At 65.6% G+C, this 17,355-nt stretch carries 8 protein-coding genes; 7 read left to right on the forward strand and 1 reads right to left on the reverse strand.

The genetic code is table 11. The features are described from left to right. Positions 1 to 45: 45 nt before the first annotated feature. The 7 genes from FFS18_RS06860 to FFS18_RS06890 all read left to right on the forward strand — a co-directional run bounded on the left by FFS18_RS06860 (position 46) and on the right by FFS18_RS06890 (position 16,390). Entirely contained in the window at positions 46 to 2,037 is a 1,992-nt protein-coding gene (locus FFS18_RS06860) for an adenylate/guanylate cyclase domain-containing protein (protein WP_137870332.1), read from the forward strand. Next, the gene (locus FFS18_RS06865) at positions 2,024 to 2,782 is read left to right on the forward strand and encodes a hypothetical protein (protein WP_137870301.1); all 759 of its coding nucleotides are present in this window, start codon (positions 2,024 to 2,026) and stop codon (positions 2,780 to 2,782) included. The genes FFS18_RS06860 and FFS18_RS06865 overlap by 14 nt, the downstream gene beginning before the upstream one ends. A 188-nt stretch (positions 2,783 to 2,970) precedes the next feature. Then, positions 2,971 to 4,791 (forward strand): ShlB/FhaC/HecB family hemolysin secretion/activation protein, encoded by a 1,821-nt coding sequence (locus tag FFS18_RS06870; RefSeq protein ID WP_137870302.1) that lies wholly within the window; start codon positions 2,971 to 2,973, stop codon positions 4,789 to 4,791. 30 nt (positions 4,792 to 4,821) lie between these two features. Next, positions 4,822 to 13,245 (forward strand): hypothetical protein, encoded by an 8,424-nt coding sequence (locus FFS18_RS17825; protein WP_137870303.1) that lies wholly within the window; start codon positions 4,822 to 4,824, stop codon positions 13,243 to 13,245. A gap of 79 nt (positions 13,246 to 13,324) precedes the next feature. Continuing rightward, the gene (gene cysS / locus FFS18_RS06880; protein WP_137870304.1) at positions 13,325 to 14,776 is read left to right on the forward strand and encodes a cysteine--tRNA ligase; all 1,452 of its coding nucleotides are present in this window, start codon (positions 13,325 to 13,327) and stop codon (positions 14,774 to 14,776) included. Between the two features lie 305 nt (positions 14,777 to 15,081). Then, entirely contained in the window at positions 15,082 to 15,438 is a 357-nt protein-coding gene (locus FFS18_RS06885) for a phosphopantetheine adenylyltransferase (RefSeq protein WP_137870305.1), read from the forward strand. A 7-nt stretch (positions 15,439 to 15,445) separates the two neighbouring features. Then, positions 15,446 to 16,390 (forward strand): D-2-hydroxyacid dehydrogenase, encoded by a 945-nt coding sequence (locus tag FFS18_RS06890; RefSeq protein ID WP_137870306.1) that lies wholly within the window; start codon positions 15,446 to 15,448, stop codon positions 16,388 to 16,390. A gap of 100 nt (positions 16,391 to 16,490) precedes the next feature. On the opposite strand, the gene FFS18_RS06895 is transcribed toward FFS18_RS06890, so the two are convergent. Beyond that, positions 16,491 to 17,339: a phosphodiesterase gene (locus FFS18_RS06895; protein ID WP_137870307.1), complete on the reverse strand. Its 849-nt coding sequence runs from the start codon at positions 17,337 to 17,339 to the stop codon at positions 16,491 to 16,493. Positions 17,340 to 17,355: the final 16 nt, after the last annotated feature.

The raw sequence follows: 17,355 nt of genomic DNA on the forward strand, positions 1-17,355 counted from the left end.
CAGCGCCCCGCTGTGCCGCTGCGCAAGCAGGTGCGGCGTCTGGTCATGCAGCTTGGCCCGTCGCGCATGGCGGCAACGATCGTCTTCCTGCTCGTCGCGATCCTGATCGCGCGCTTCAGCTGGCAGATGCCGTTGATCGATGCCGCCGAGCGGGCACTTTATGACGCGCGCGCGACACTGATGGCGCCGCATGTCGAACAGGACAAACGCATCGTCCTGATCACCTATAATGATGAAACCCTGTTCAACACCGGCATCCGGTCACCGCTCGACCGCACCCTCCTTGCCAATGCGCTCGGCAATATCGACCAGATGGGGGCAAAAGCGATCGGCATCGATATCGCGTTCGATTCGCCCCGGCCGGACGACGAGGTGCTGAAGACGCAGTTGCGCGCCATGACCACCCCGACCTGGCTCGCCTATGCCGAGCAGGCGAGTAATCCGAACACGATCTTTTACGAACAGCAGAAGTTTCTCGAAGCCTTCATCGCTGCGGTCGCGACCGACAAGACCAAACCGACCAGCGTGCTATTTCGGACCGATGACGACAGCGTGATCCGCACTTGGCCCGACCGGCCCAAAAACCTGCCGCCGCTCATGTCGAACGCCATGGCGCCGGTCGATCCGGCCTTTGCGAATTTCCAGGGCAATATCCGTTTCCTGGTTCCCGCGCGCGCCGCCGCGGGACAGGAGGAGCCCGTTTTCGCCAATATCCCGATCGACACCTTTGCGATGCCCATGGACGCCGACATGCGCGCCGGGTTCGCCGAGCTGGTGAAAGACCGTTACGTCCTGATCGGCGGCGACATCATCGACAACGACCAGTTCAACACCCCGCTCAGTCGTTTTACCGATCCGATCACCGGCCAACACGAAACGATGATCGGGCTGGAAGTTCACGCGCACATGCTGGCGCAGCAGCTCGACAATGCGTGGTCACGGCCCCTGTCGGTTCCGGCGCTGTGGATCCTGGCGATCCTGATCGTGCTGGCGGGCGGGCTGACCAGCCTGATCGACCTGCGCGCGCGCTGGGTCGCGCTCGCCTTTTTCGGGCAGATGGCGTTTTTTGTCGCCTTCCCCTTCTGGTTGCAGGGACGCGGGGTTGATACGACGACGCTGCCCACCTTTGGCTGGGCGATCGGTTGGCTGTTTGGCTATGCGGCGGTCGGCACGGCCGCGCGCACAATCGGGTCGCGCCAGCGTGCCTTTGCCCAATCGGCGCTCGGCAAATATCTGCCCGCCGACGTCGCGGCGCAGATCATGCGCGATCCCGACCAGCTGTCGCTGCACGGCGAACGGCGCAACATATTCTGCGTCTTTACCGACCTCGAGGGCTTCACGAAACTCAGCCATGCGGTCACCCCGGAAACCGTCGCGCGGTTGCTGAACGAATATCTCGATCGGCTGTCCGACATCGTGCTCGAACATGGCGGCACGATTGACAAGTTCGTCGGCGACGCCGTCGTCGCCTTCTGGGGCGCGCCGCTCAGCCGTCCCGACGACGGGCCAAAAGCCGCCGCCGCTGCGCTCGCCATGTATCAGGCCGGCGAGAAATACCGCGTTGACCTGGCCGCCGAAGATGTTCCGCCGATCGGCATGACGCGCGTCGGGTTGCACGTCGGCGATGCGATCGTCGGCAATTTCGGCGGCGAAGGGCGCATCCAATATACCGCGCTTGGCGACAGCATGAACACCGCCTCGCGGCTCGAAGCCGCGAACAAGAGCCTGAAGACGGGTGTCCTGATCTCCGCCGAAGCCGCGGCGCGATCGGATCGCGACGATCTGGTACCGATGGGGCGGGTGACGCTGCGCGGCCGCGCCCAGCCCGTCGACGTTCTCTCTCCGCGCCCCGACCTTGCGCCGGAACAACGCGCGCGGATTGCGGCCATGGTCGCGGCGCACAGCGCGGGCGATAAAAATGCCTATGTGACCTGTGCCACAGCAGCACAGGCCGAATTCGGTCAGGATCCAGCCATAATGTTTCTGATAGAACGTCTGAACAATACGAAGAATGGAGAAAGCTATGTCCTTTCCTGATCTGCCAAAGGGCCGCATTGCCCTCTCTGCCGCCGCGGCAATCATGGCGGTTGCGGTGGTCGGCAGCGCTGCCGCGCAATCGATGGTCGTCCGTTCAACCGGCCCGTCGGCGAGCAAATATCCGACGGGAGCCAAGCTGAAATCGGCCGACAAGCTGACCCTCGTCGCAGGCGACAAGGTCGTATTGATGCAGGCGGGCAAGACCCGCACCCTGTCCGGCCCCGGCACCTTTGGCGCCAGCGCCACGATCCAGACCAGCCAGTCGATGAGCGGAACCGTGACCCGGATGCTGGCCAAGGGGCCGACGATGCGATCGCGCGGCGGTTTTTCCCGTGGTCCCGGCGACACTGCACCGGTCGAGGCGCGCGCGCCGAACCTGTGGCTGCTCGACTATCGCGAAGGCGGCACCTTCTGCGTCGCCAACCCGGCCACGTTGATGCTGTGGCGCCCCAATATGGAAGGCGACACCGCGCTGGAAATCGAAAGCGCGGGCAAAAAATCGACCGTCGCGATCGTCGATGGCGCCAATTTCCGCAAATGGCCGACCGATGTGCTGCCGGTGCAATATGGCGTCGACTACCGCTTGTCGGGTGGCGGCCTCGCGGCGCCGGTGACGGTGCGCTTTACCGCGCTCGAAAACGCGCCCGACACGGTCGAAGGATCGGTCGATATGCTGATGGCAAAAGGCTGCACACCGCAGCTCAATCGGCTGGTCGACGCAATGTCGGAATCTGAAGCAGGTTGAGGCAAACGGATTTGGCCGGGCATTGAACCCGGTCGAGCCATCTGATACTAAACGGGCGAAAATCTGCCGCTAACAATCGGCAGAACCTTTCCTTGGGTCGAACAATTCGCGCTGCCCGGCTTTGCGGCAGAGCCATATGAATTTCCGCACCGCGATTTCGCGGTCGCGTTCGTACTTAAGGGGTGGTGATGATCAAGGGGGATGTGGGATATATTGCGCGCGGGCGGCCGAAACGGGCGGGGCTGCGGCGAACGCTGATCGGTTCGGCCGGACTGGTCGCGGCAGCGATGCCCGCCGCGACGCTGGCGCAGGTCACCCCGCAGATCCCGACGCGCGAGGAAATCCAGCAGCCGACCCTTGCGCCGCTGACCCCGCCCAACGAACAGGTGGTGACCGCCGACGACGGCATCGAGCGCGCGCCCTGCCCGCTTGCCAACCCCGAATTCGCCAATGTCCGCATCACGCTGCGCGGGGTCGAATTTTCCAGTGTGGCGGGCATCGACAATGCCATGCTGGCGTCCAGCTGGTCGGATAAGGTCGGGCAGGATCTGCCGATTTCGGTCGTGTGCGACATCCGCGACCGCGCCGCGACGATGCTGCGGTCGCAAGGTTACCTCGCCGCGGTTCGCGTTCCCCCGCAAACGATCGACGATGGCGTCGTGCAGCTCGAGATTCTTGCTGCGCGGATGTCGCGGATCGAGGTGCGCGGCGACGCCGGTGCCAACGAACCGCTGCTACAGCGCTATCTGTCGCGCCTCGACGATCAGCCGGTGTTCAACATCATCGATGCCGAGCGCTATCTGCTACTCGCGCGCGATATTCCGGGCATGGATGCGCGGCTGACGCTCCGTCCGGGCGGCGCCCCGGGCGAGGTCGTCGGCGAAGTTACCGTCGCGCGCACCCCGGTGCTGTTCGATTTCAACGCGCAGAATTTCGGTTCGCGCGACGTCGGCCGCTGGGGTGGGGTGGCGCGCGTCCGCCTGGCCGGGCTGACCGGCATGGGCGATCTGACGACTGCCAGCTTTTATTCGACCCCCGATTTCGACGAACAGCAGGTGGTGCAACTGGCGCACGAATTCCGCGTCGGCGGAGAAGGGTTGCGGCTGGGGGCCAGCTACACTTACGCCTGGACGCGCCCCGACATCGCGGCGTTCCCGATCAAGTCGAAAACCCAGATCGTCAGCCTGTTTGCCTCCTATCCCGTCACGCTGACGCAGGCGCGGCGCTTGACCGTCGGCGGCGGGCTCGACCTGATCGATCAGGACATCGGCCTTGGCGGGGTGCCGATCAACCGCGACCGGCTGCGCGTCTTTAACCTGCGCGCCGACGCAAGTTGGATCGACCCATCGTCGGTGGCGGGTCGCGGCGGCTTCAGTCCCAGCGAACCTCGCTGGGCGCTGTCGACGTCGATCGAAGCGCGTCAGGGCGCCAGCTTCCTTGGCGCGAGCGACGATTGCGGTCCCGGCGGGGCAACCTGTTTCCTGCCCGGCGCAGTGCCACTGACCCGCGTCGAGGGCAAACCCGATGCGTTCCTGCTGCGCGCCAATGCGCTCGCCGAATGGCGACCGCACAAATTATTCACCCTGTCGGCCGCCCCGCGCGCGCAATGGTCGAACGATCCGCTGCTGGCTTATGAGGAGTTTTCGGGCGGCAATTTCACCGTCGGGCGTGGGTTCGACCCCGGCACGATCATCGGCGACAGCGGCGTCGGCGTCGCGCTCGAGGCGCGCTACGGGTCGTTCGTCCCCGCCAATACCAAGGCGTTCGCGGTGCAGCCCTTCGCCTTTTTCGATGCGGCATGGGTGTGGAACAAGGATACCGCGTTCAACGGCCTCAATCCGCAGAAACTCTATTCCGCGGGCGGCGGGGTGCGCGTTGCCTATGGCGATGTCGCGCGGCTCGACGTGACGGTCGCGGCGCCGCTGAACCGCGGCGGTTTCCTGGTCAAAAAGCCCGACCCGCGGCTGCTGGTGTCGCTGACCACCCAATTTGGCGTGAAGGCGCGCTGACCCATGACGACGACATCGAGGACCACAGACATGCGTGCCACGGCCAATCCCGCACCGACCCGTAACGGCAAGCGCCGCCTCCTCGAAAGCTGCGCGATCGTGGCCGGGCTTGCGGCGCTGGCCTACGGCGGACCGGCGCTCGCGCAGGTCGCGGGTACCGGGCAAGCCGTCACCGGTCCGGGGCTCAGCACGCCGACAATCTCGCCGCCGGGACCGGGGCCAACCACCGTCGACACGACGGGCGCCCAGACCATCATCAACTGGACGCCGTCGAATGCGCCGGTCAGCGGGGTGATCGACTTTCTGCCCGCGGGCAATACGCTCAACTTCACCGGTACCGGCCAATATATCGTCCTCAACCGTCTCATTTCCGGCGCAGGCCTGCCGATTTCCGACCAGATCGCGATCAACGGCACCGTCAACAGCATCGACTTTGCCACCTCGGGCGGGCGCGGCGGCAATATCTGGTTCTATAACGCCGGCGGCATTCTGATCGGCGCGAGCGGCGTGATCAATGTCGGCAGCCTGGTGCTGACGGCGAACGACATCCTGACCACCGACGGCCTGCTCGGCCCGGCGGGCGAAATCCGTTTCCGCGGCGCGGCGGGCAGCACTTCGGCGATCACCGTGAACGGCGCGATCAATGCCAACACCGCGCTCAGTCCCGGCAGCAGCTATGTCGCGCTGGTGGCGCCGCGCGTCGTCCAGGCAGGCGCCGTCCGCGTCGACGGATCGGTCGGCTATGTCGCCGCCGAGCAGGCGGATATCCGGATCAACGGCGGGCTGTTCGACATCAATGTTCAGGTCGGCGCAGAGGGCGGCAACGTCATCACCCACACCGGCACCACCGGCGGTCCGGGCCATCTGGACAGCAACCCGAACGACAGCCGCGTCTATATGGTCGCAATCCCGAAAAATCTGGCGGTCACGATGCTGGTGTCGGGCCAGATCGGTTATGACGCGGTGTCGGCGCAGGTCGATCCCAACGGCGCGGTGCGCCTGTCGGCGGGGTATAATGTCACGAACGGCGAAGTGAACGATACGCCGGTGAACGGCGTCGCGGCGAACATCACCGTCGGCGATACATTGTTCAACAGCAGCGTCGTTGCGCGCGCCAGCGGCACCTTTGCCGGTCGGCCCGACAATCTGATTCCGGCCAGCACCCCGCCGACCCCGCAAACCGGCAAGATTATCGTACGCGGCGATGCCGATTTCGGCGGGGATGCGGGTGCGACGCTGACCGTCGGGGCCGACCAGGCGATCGAAGTCGACGGCGCCTTGGCGCTCCAGTCGCTGGGCCAGCTGCAAACCGACGGATCGCGGCAGGGCGGCAATGCGACCTTGTCGGTCCTCGGCGGCTCGGTCACCGCGGGCTTCATCACCGTCGCGTCGATCGGCGCAGCGGGTATCGGGACCGGTGGCGATGGCGGCGACGGGTTCGGCGGCGATGCGACCGTCCTGATTTCGGGCGCGGGCAGCACCCTCACCGCCAACGGCCTGAATGTCCAATCGACGGGGATCGGCGGCGGCGTCACCTTTGATTCGAGCGGCGTAGGCACGGCGGTCGACAACAGCGGCGACGGCACCGGCGGCAACGCAACACTGACCGTCGAAAACGGCGGCGCGCTCGCGATCAACGGGTTTGTGAATGTCGCAGCGACGGGCATCGGGCAGACCGGCAACATCCAGTCGGGCAGCGGCACCGGCGGCACCGCGCGGATCGGGGTGACCGGCGCCGGAACGTCGCTCAATGCGCTGGGGACCGGGGTCAGCGCCGATGGCTTTGGGGGCAGCGGCATTTCGCAGTCGGGGACTACCATTTCGACCCAAAACGGTGGCGCAGGCGCTGGCGGCACGGCGGCGATCGACATCAATGCCCCGGCCGCGACGCCCGTCGATCTGGGCGCAGTCAACATGTCGGCGAGCGGCAGCGGCGGCGACAGCAGCGGGATCGAGGGCGCGTCGGGCGCCGACGGCAGCGGCGGCAACGTCAGCTTGACGGTCGATGGCGGCATCGCGGTCAATATGAGCGACCTGTTCCTCAGCGCGGCAGCACGCAGTGGCGGCGCGACCACACCCAGCAATCTGACGTCTTCATCGGGCGACGCCGTCGGCGGCTCCGTCACGATAGCGGTCGCGAACGCCAGCGGCATCATCAACGATGGCAACACGTCGATCAACGTCAGCGGCGTAACCGGGGTCGCGAACAACATCGGCAGCGGCACGGGCGGCGATGTGATCGTACGCGCGACCACTGGCGGCCTGCTTTCAACCGATGGCAATGTGGACATCAATGCCGTTGGCGGCAATTTTGTGTCGTCGGGCGTTTTCACCGCCGGCATCGCGCGGGGCGGCAACGTCGATCTGACTGCCGATGGCGGCACGATTAGCGCAGGGTCAATCTTTGTCGACACGACTGCGCAGCGGCCCAATGCCGAAACCAGCGGCGGCGCGGTGACCGGGGGTACGATCGACCTGCTGGCAACCAACAACGGTACGATCATCGCGACGAACACCGGCGGCTTCAACGAATTTTACGCATCGGCATCCAGCGGCAGCGCGCCCAGCGACGTCGCCACCACCGGCGGCACGATCCAGGTGATTGCCGACGGCGGCGCCATAACGATGGCCAATTTTGCCAACTTCTCCGCAACCGGCGTGTCCGGTGGCAATTCGGTCGTCGGCGCTTCGCCGGTCGAATCGGGGATCGGCGGGACCGTTCTGGTCCGGGTGCGCAACAGCGCCACCGGTGCAGGCAGCATGACTTTCGATGACATCTTCTTTGAAGCAAACGGTGCCACCCAAAGCTTTTCCGAAGGCATCACGGCAGGCAATGGCGCGGCAGGTGCCGTCGGCGGCACTGCGACCTTCGACATGCAAAGCGGCACCTTTATCGCCAATCAGCTGTCCGTCAGCGCCGACGGCTTTGGCGGCACCGCCGCCGGAATCGGTCGCGGGGGAACGGCGACTTTGACGCAAACGGGCGGCACGATGACGGTCGGCACGCTGTCGGTTTCAGCATCGGGTCGCGGCGGCTTTGATCCTGCCGTTTCGGGCAACGGGATCGGCGGCACCGCAGCGCTCAACCTGCTCGGCGGCACGCTGAACGGCGGCAATGTCTCGGTTTCCGCCAACGGCGAGGGCGGCAACGGCGCCAACGGCGATGACGACGATCCGGCCAACCCGACCCCGACCGGTGCCGGGGGTACAGGACAGGGCGGGACTGCGATCATCAACATCGACGGTACGGCGGTGATCAATACCGCCACGCTCGCGGCCTATGCCAATGGCGAGGGCGGCGAGGGCGGCAGCTATTTCGCGTTCAATGGCGTCGCCGGCAATGGCGGCAACGCGGGCGACAGCGTCGGCGGCACCGCGACGATCAATATCGTGTCGGGAACGCTGACCACCGGGGATCTGATCGCCGACGCCGGTAGCATCGGCGGCGCGGGCGGCAACGTCTTTGCGTCGAGCAGTTCGGGTTCGGTCACCGGAATCGGCGTCGGCGGCAATGGCGGCAACAGCCAAGGCGGCACCGCGACGATCAATTTCGCGACCGATTTTACTGCCACCGGCACGGTCGCCAGCACGTCGCGCGGATCGGGCGGCGTCGGCGGCTTTGGCACCGTCGGCGGCAATGGCGGCGCCGGGGCGGGCGGTCTGGCGCAGGTCATCGTTTCCGATTTCGATGCGGGCGCGCTCGCGCTGACTGTCGATGCGTCGGCGATCGGCGGCAATGGCGGCTTTGGGGATGACGGCGCCGGCGGCGACGGCGGCAACGCGGCGGGCGGCATCGGGCGGATTGAAGCCGATGGCGCCAATGCCAATATCAGCGTCTCGCAGGCCAATTTCGTCACCGCGGCGACCGGCGGCAATGGCGGCGGCGCCAACAGCAGCTTCTTTTCCGAAGAACTTGTCGGTGCTGCGGGTGGCCGCGGCGGCGATGCCACCGGCGGGACGCTTGAGATTGCGGCCAGCAACGGTTCGACCGTCGCGATCACCCCGGAAACCAGCGGCATCATCGCGCTCAGCAGCGCGGGAACCGGCGGCAACGGCGGCAGCGGTGCATTCAACGGCTTCGGCGGGATGCGGGTTGGCGGCGACGGCGGCCGCGGTGGCGGCGGCACTGGCGGCACCGTGCGCCTGTCGGCCAATGGCGGCACCATCACGTCGAACGGCGCGGCGGTCGACATCAACGTCAGCGGCCTGTCGGGGATCGGCGGCGCTGGCGGCACGGGAAGCGCCGGGAACGGCGCCACGGGCGGATCGGTCGGGACAACGGGGGGCCGCGCCGTCATCGACGCCTCGGCCACGTCATCCGGCGTTGGCGTGGTCGATCTGGGGACGACGACGATCGCCGCGAACGGCGACGCCGCGGGCCGGATCGAGGTCCGGAGCAACGGCGACATCACTTTCGCCAGCTTGACGGCCGACGCGCTCGGAACGGCACCCCCGACCAACAACGACACCGACGAAGCCCCGGCGGGGATCTTCTTTGCCGTAACGGGCGGCACGATCGCCACCACGGGCGACATGACGCTGACCACCGACAGCTCGTTCGGCACTTATGGCCAGTCGAACGGCAGCGTCGCGGTGGATGGCAACCTGCTGATCACCGCCGCCGACCAGATCGACATCCGGCACGACGGGCGCGAAGGAACCGCGCGCACAATCGGCGCGACCGGCAGCCTGTCGGCCACCGCGGGGAGCATCAGCGGCGCGCCGGGCAGCTTGCTGGGCGCGGACGGAACCTTGTCGCTGACCTCGACCCTTGGCGGCATCGGCGTCGACCGGCTCGACGGCAACAACATCGTCGTCACCGCGGCAGGCGCGGCGTCGGTCGAACATGCCGAAGCGGTCAATGATTTCACCGCCACCGGCGCCAGCTTCCGAACCGGGCTCAATTCGATCATCACCGGCGGCGACATCTTCGTGACCTCGCCGGGCGCAGTCGATCTGGGTAATTCGACCGCGGGCGGCTTCGTCCAGGTCAGCGGCCAGTCGATCCTGTTCAACAATATCGATGCCGGGTCCTCGGTCTTCCTGACCGCGACCGGCAACACCCCCGGCGCCGAAGGGATCAGCGGCGGATCGATCGATGCAGGCGGCAGCGTCGACCTCAACGGAACCCGCATCGCCATCAACGGCGAAATAGCGGGCGGCGGCGCCCTGTTTGCCAATGGCAGCGCCGGACCAGTGGCCATCGCGCTTGCCAATATGGGCGACTTCATATCGGTGTCGGCCACCGGCGACATCACCGGCACCTACAACACGCCGAACAGCATCCGACTGACGTCCGACGCCAATATCAGCGCATCGGCGAACGCGACCGGGTTTGAAAGCTCGAGCAGCGGTACCCCGATCGCCGCGAGCGTCTATGTCGATGCGGGCGGTGACGTCGTCCTGACCAATAACAGCGCCACCGGCATGTTCGGGGTCCACGCGGGCGGGTCGGCATCGGTCAACGGCGCCAATGTCGGCGAAGACGTGCTGGTGCTGGCGGGCACTACCGCAACGCTGGCCAACATCACGGCGGGCGACGACCTGACGGTCACGGCACCGGGCGGGATTATCGCCAACGGCCTCGCGACGACCGGCACCGGGCCCGATGATCGGACGCTCAGCTACGGACCATTCAGCCCGTCCGGCCCCAGCTTCTTCCAGGCCAATGCTTCGCCCCCCGACCTGTCGAACATCACCCTCACCGCATCGGCGGGTACCATCGGCGGCGGCAATATCGCAGCGTTCAACAATCTCAGCCTGACAGCATCGGGTGCGGTGACGACAACCGGCACGCTGGCGTCGGGCCAGGCCACCAGTGTCAGCGGCGACAGCATCGCCTTTGCCGCGATCGATGCGGGCAGCACGGTCAACCTGACCGCAACCAATGCCATCACCGGCGCGAACATCGCCGCAGGCAGCGACATCAACCTGATCGGCGACAGCATTGCGCTGACCGGCACGGTAACCGGCGGCGCAAACTTCTTTGCCTTCGGCCTCGGCGGAACGGTCGCGGTCAATCAGGCGGACGCCGCCGGGACGATTTCGATCTTTGCCGACGGCGACCTCACCGGAACCTATGTTGCTGGCGGCGATATTCGGTTGAATTCCAACGCGAATGTCGATGCTTCGGCGACCGCTAATGGCGGCTTCCCCGATCCCAGCGGGATTCCAACCCAAGGCAATGTCTTTGTCGAGGCGGCGGGCAATGTCGTGCTGGCGAACAGCGCCGCCGCGCGCATGTTCGGGGTCAGCGCAGGCGGATCGGCGACGATCGCGGGCGCCAATGCGGGCGAGGATATGCTCGTCCTCGCAGGCACGACCGCAACGCTCACAGGAATCACCGCGGGCGATGACGTTGATGTACGCACGGTCGGCGATCTCTCGGCAACCGGGGTCAGCGCGACGGGCGCCGGGGCCGATACCGCCATGTTGGGATTTGTTGCGGGCAGCGGCTTCACGATCAATTCGGGCGAAGGGGTGTCGGCAACCGATGGCTCCGATGTCCGGTTGTCGGCTGGCGGGGCGATCAGCGCATCGGCGCTATCGGCAGGCGACGACATCGTCGCGATAGCACCCGGGGCCATCGCGATCGACGGAGCGACGACGCTTGGCCTTGGCGCGACCGGGGGCAGCAGCGACATTCGGACGCAGGGCGGCGACACGACGCTGGCGGGGCTCAATGCCTTTTCCGACGTTCTGGTCACGTCGACCGGCATCTTCAGCGCGACCGGCACCGTCGCCGCGGGGCGCGACATTGCCGTCACCGCTACGGCCGCCAATCTCGAAACGCTGGCCAGCCCCGGCGGCTCCTTTGTCAGCACCCTCGACGCCGGAGCGAATCTGACCGTCACCACCGCGGGTGCCATCATCGGGGGCCGGGTGCGCGCCGGGGGCGATCTGACGCTGACCGGCGCCAGCATCGACATTACCCGCGCCCAGACCACCGGAACCGGACAGTTGACCCTCGACGGAACGAACGGCGTTAATTCCACCAATATCCAGGCCGGCGGGGCCACCCTGCTCAACGCAAGCAACGGCGCCGTGACCTCCGACGGGCTCATCTCGACCGGTCCGGTGACCGCAAGCGGCGACAGCATCAACCTTCGCACCGGTGGCAATATTGTCTTCGCCAGCCTGACTGCCGATGTCGGCGATGCGGTGGTGCGCACCAGTTCGGGCACATTGACCGTCACTTCGGGCGTCGTTGCCGGACGCGCCGCGCTGAGCGCGGAGAGCGGCGATGACATCATCATCGACCAGCTCACCGCGAACCGTGCCGATGTGACGACGCAGGGCGACATTACCGTCAACACATTGCTGACCGCCCGGAACATCTCACTGCAATCGAACGACATCATCATCGCCGGCGGCGCACGGGTCGGTACCGCGGGCAGCACCGACACGCTGTCGATTGAAAATAGCGATGTGTTCAGCCAGACGTTCGTCGGCGGCACCGGCGCGCGCAATGGCTTCCATCTCGACGCGAACGAGCTTACCCGGCTGTTCGGTACGAATATCGAGGTATTCGCGCCCGAAGTGCAGGCGGCGAACAATACGTCGGTGGGCAGCAGCTCGCCGCCCGACATCATCGTCGACAGCTTCACCCTCGTTGGAGGTGCCGCCGGGTCGAACCTCGGTGCCAATGGCGCGCTGACCATTCGCACCCCGGGCAAGATGCGCGTTATCGGCAATGTCCAGCTGACTGGCCTGTCCGACACCAACGCGCTCAACCTGTTCGCCGACGACGCGCTCGAAGTCATCCTGGGACAAGGCACGGTGCGACTGGTCAACGGCGCCAACGCCGCCGGTCAGCTCAACATGGTATCCGACGACATCATCGTCGCGACCACCGCCGCGATCAACGACGTCGGCGCGGCAACGACAACTGATGCCATCGAGGCGCGTCTGGCGCAGAACGACGGCGTGCTGATCGACGAAGGCGCCTTGTTCGCACGCGGCATCCGCGCCGAAGTCGTCGGCGGTTTCTATGTCCAGAACAGCGGCGTCGGCACCGATTTTGCCAGCCGCCGCGGTCTGAGCTTTGGCGCAGGCGGGCTCAATGTGGTCACGAGCGGTCCGTCGCGGATCGTCATAAACGGCGTCCACATCGGGCCCAATGGCCAGGTGACCGGACTCGACACCATCCCGCTCCTCACTATCGGCGGGGCAGCGCCCGTCGCGGGCAGCTTCGATCCGCGCTCAACCTTTAACGGCTGCCTGATCGCCAATGCCAGCGCCTGCGCCTTCATCGACGTACAAAGCAACTTCCCGGTCCAGGACGTCATCGAAGAAGAAGCCGACGCCGTCGATGAGGATGGCAACGGCCAGAGCCTGCCAGTACCGCTGATCACGATGCGCGACCTTGATCCGCTGAGCGGCGAGCCGCTGCTCGACGATCCGGTGACGGGGGCGGGCAACGACGATCTGTGGACGCCGACCGAAGGTCCGTAGCGGGCTTTGCGACAGGCTCAGGGCTACGGTTCTTCAATCGGGTTGACGCCTCCCCATTGCGCAAGGCATGGGCGCGAACATGACCGACGCCCCTGCCTCGCAGCCGCTGATGCTGTTCAACAGCCTGACGCGCCAGCTGGAAGAATTCCAGCCTGTCCATCCCGGCGAGGCGCGCGTCTATAGCTGCGGCCCGACCGTCTATAACTACCCGCACATCGGCAACATGCGCGCCTATGTCTTTGCCGACACGCTGGGCCGCACCCTGTCGTTCAAGGGCTATAAGCTCACCCACGTCATCAACATCACCGACGTCGGCCACCTGACCGACGACGCCGATGCGGGCGAGGACAAGATGGAAAAGATGGCGGCGGAGAAAGCGCAGTCGATCTGGGACATCGCGCGCCACTATACCGAGGCTTATTGGGCGGACGTGAAGGCGCTCAATATCCGCCAGCCGGCGCACTGGTCGATCGCGACCGACTATGTGCCGCAAATGATCGAATTTGCGAAGGCGATCGCCGACAAGCATTGCTACGAGCTGGAGGGCGGCCTCTATTTCGACACCTCGACCGTCGCCGACTATGGCGCGCTGGCGCGCGCAAAGACCGACGAGGGCGAGGGCCGGATCGAGGAGGTCGAGGGCAAGCGCCACGCCGCCGACTTTGCGATCTGGCGCAAGACTCCGGCGGGCGAAACGCGCCAGATGGAATGGGACAGTCCTTGGGGCCGCGGTGCACCGGGCTGGCACCTCGAATGTTCGGTGATGTCCGAAGCCCTGCTCGGCTTTCCGTTCGACATCCACACCGGCGGCATCGACCACCGCGAGATCCACCACCCGAACGAGATCGCGCAGAACCAGGCGCACAGTTGCTCGGACGCGAGCGGTGCGCGCATTTGGATGCACAATAATTTCCTGATCGAACGCAGCGGCAAGATGAGCAAGAGCGCGGGTGAATTCCTGCGCCTGCAACTGCTGATCGACAAGGGCTACCACCCCCTCGCCTATCGCCTGATGTGCCTGCAGGCGCATTATCGCAGCGAGCTGGAATTTTCGTGGGAGGGGTTGGGTGCTGCGCTGACGCGGTTGAAGCGGATGGTGATGGCGGTCGAGCGCGCCAAATCAAAAAACAACGCGGCAATCCTGACAGTTCCAGCCGCCGTCGAGTCCCGGATGGCCAACTTTGATCAGACAATTTCTGATGATCTTAACACCAGCGTCGCTTTGGCTCAGCTGGAAGGCACTATCGACGCATCGATGGGCCTTGGCGACGTCTTGACGATGATCGAAATAATGGACGCCGTCCTCGGACTGCAACTCCTAACACTGTCCCGTACCGACCTCCGCATCCGCCCGAAAGCCGCCACCATCACCGAGGCCGAAATCGAAGCCGCCCTCACCCGCCGCAAGGAGGCGCGTGCGGCCAAGGACTTCGCGACCTCCGACAAACTCCGTGACGAACTTACCGCTGCGGGGGTTGAGGTGATGGACGGCGATCCGCTCGGCTGGGATTGGCGGCTCGACGTCAATTGAGCATCATCGGGTTGGGTCGAAATACCACCTTCCCTAGTCCGGCTTGGATAGTCGGGATCACCGATCACCGTAGCCCTGAGCTTGTCGAAGGGCGCATATCGCCGAGAAGCGCCCTTCGACAAGCTCAGGGCTACGGTTCAATCCGAACAGGATGCTCCCTCTCGTCATCCCGGCGAAGGCCGGGATCTCACCGTGTCGGATTGACGTACCGGCGAGATCCCGGCCTTCGCCGGGATGACGATTCAAATGGGACTGATCGCGCTTTAAAGGCTTGTTCCGGCTCGCCGGGATGCTAGCTTCGTTGCATGTCGCAACTGATCTGCTGGCTTCTCCTCGGGCTCGTCCATCTGGTCCCCGCGCTCGCGCTGGTCCGGCCCACGTTGATCACGCAGCTCTATGGCGTCGCGCCCGACAGTCCGCTCTTTCTGTTGATGCACCACCGCGCCGCGCTGTTCTTTGCGGTGCTCGTCGCCTGCGTATGGGCGGCCTTCGATCCCGGCGGGCGCAAGCTTGCGACCTTGCTCGCCGCGATCTCGATGCTCAGCTTCCTGTTTCTCTATCAATCCTATGGGCGCCCCGCTCAGCTCACCACCATCGCGCTCGTCGATCTGATCGGCCTTGTCCCGCTCGCCTGGGCGGGGTGGCACGCATTTCAGCAATAGGGATTTCATGACCAAGACCGTCACCGTCCTGTCCGGACTCATCCGCCCGCTCGTCGAAAACCGCCTGCCCGAATGGGTCGAACCGCGTTTCTTCGCGTCCAAGGACGAGGCGCTTGCCCTCGCGCCCGACGCCGAGATCGGCTGGTTCGATATGTACGATAAAAAGGATATGGCCGCGGTCATCACCGCCGCGACGCAGCTCAAATGGCTGAACTCGATCTATGCCGGGGTCGACGGCATGCCGCTCGACCTGCTGCAGCAGCGCGGCACCGTCGTCACCAACGGCGCGGGGATCAACGCGATCACGATCGCCGAATATGTCGTGATGGGGATGCTCACCATCGCCAAAGGCTATCGCGAAGTCGTCCGCGCGCAGGAGCGCCGCGAGTGGCTGATCGATTCGCCGGGCAAGGTCGAGCTGTTCGGGTCGAAAGCCCTGCTGCTCGGCTATGGCGCGATCGGCAAGCTGATCGAAGAGCGGTTGAAAGCGTTTGCGGTCGACGTCACGGTCGTCCGCCGCTCGCCGGGTGCGAACACGCTGACTCCCGACCAGTGGCGCGCGCAGCTTGGCGATTTCGACTGGGTGATCCTCGCGGTCCCCGCGACCCCCGAAACCGATGGCATGATCGGCGCTGCCGAACTCGCCGCGATGAAGCCGAGCGCGACGCTGATCAACATCGCACGCGGCAGCGTCGTCGATCACGACGCGCTCGTCGCCGCGCTCGACAGCAGGCAGATCGCGGCCGCCTTCCTCGACGTCACCACCCCCGAACCGCTGCCCGCCGACGACCCGCTGTGGAGCCTCGACAATGCGCACATCACCATGCACCTGTCGGGCCGCGCGCAGGACAAGATGTTCGTGCGGTCGGCAGAGCGGTTTCTGGAGAATCTCGAGCGGTGGAATAAGGGTGTGGCGGTCGAGCCGCGGGTGGATTTGACGCTGGGTTATTGAGCAGGTTGTCGCCCCCGCGGAGGCGGGGGCCGCTGTCGGTTTACACAGCGAGGCACGACAAGGCCGATTGCGGCCCCCGCCTTCGCGGGGGCGACGGCTTTTAACTAGGCCGCTCGGCCTTCAACTCGCGCACCAGCGGCTGCAGATTGGCATCATATTTCGCCAGCATCGTGTGCGCCCCGGCGAAATCGTAGAAGCTCACCAGCTCGCGTCCATTCCAGCGGTGGAGCGCATAGGCGGGGTCTTCGGCGACGATCATCGGGCGGTCGTCGGGCCGGTCGGCGTCGATCGGGCGCAGGTCGAGCGAGACTTGCGGCGCGGTCGATGAACAGATGGCGACGGTGCGCCCCTCCCACGCCACCGTGACGCTGCGATGCAAATGGCCGCAGATCAGCCCGCGCACCTGCGGGTGCCGCCGCACGACGTCGGTAAAGGTCGCCACCCACGGCTCGTCCGGATGGGTGTTCATCCACTCGATGCCGCTTTCGATCGGCGGGTGGTGCATCACGATATAGGTCGGCTTTGCGGGCTCCTTCGCCAGCTCGGCGTCCAGCCACGCTGCGCGTGCCGTACAAAAAGCGCCGCCATGACGCCCTTCCTCCAGCGTATCGATCGTCACTAGCCGAAGTTCAGGCAGCTCGATCGCATATTGGACAAAGCCATTGCCATCGTCGAGCCCCGGGAAGCGCGCATGAAAATTATCGCGCAGGTCGTGATTGCCGACGCTGACCCACACCGGAAAGGGGCAGCGCGAAAAGGCGTTCGCCAGACGCCGATAACTGTCCTCGTCGCCGCGGTCGGTAACGTCGCCGGTGGCGAGGAGCAGATCAGGGCGGTTCGGCCCTTCGATCAGCACGTCGAGCACCTCGTCGAGCCGTTTGCGGTTATATTCGGCCGGATTGTCCGGATCGAACCCCAAATGGATATCGGTGATCTGCGCGATCAGCACATCCGCCCCCTGCTCC

The organism is Sphingopyxis sp. 2PD, from assembly GCF_005503695.1.
Lineage (GTDB): Bacteria > Pseudomonadota > Alphaproteobacteria > Sphingomonadales > Sphingomonadaceae > Sphingopyxis.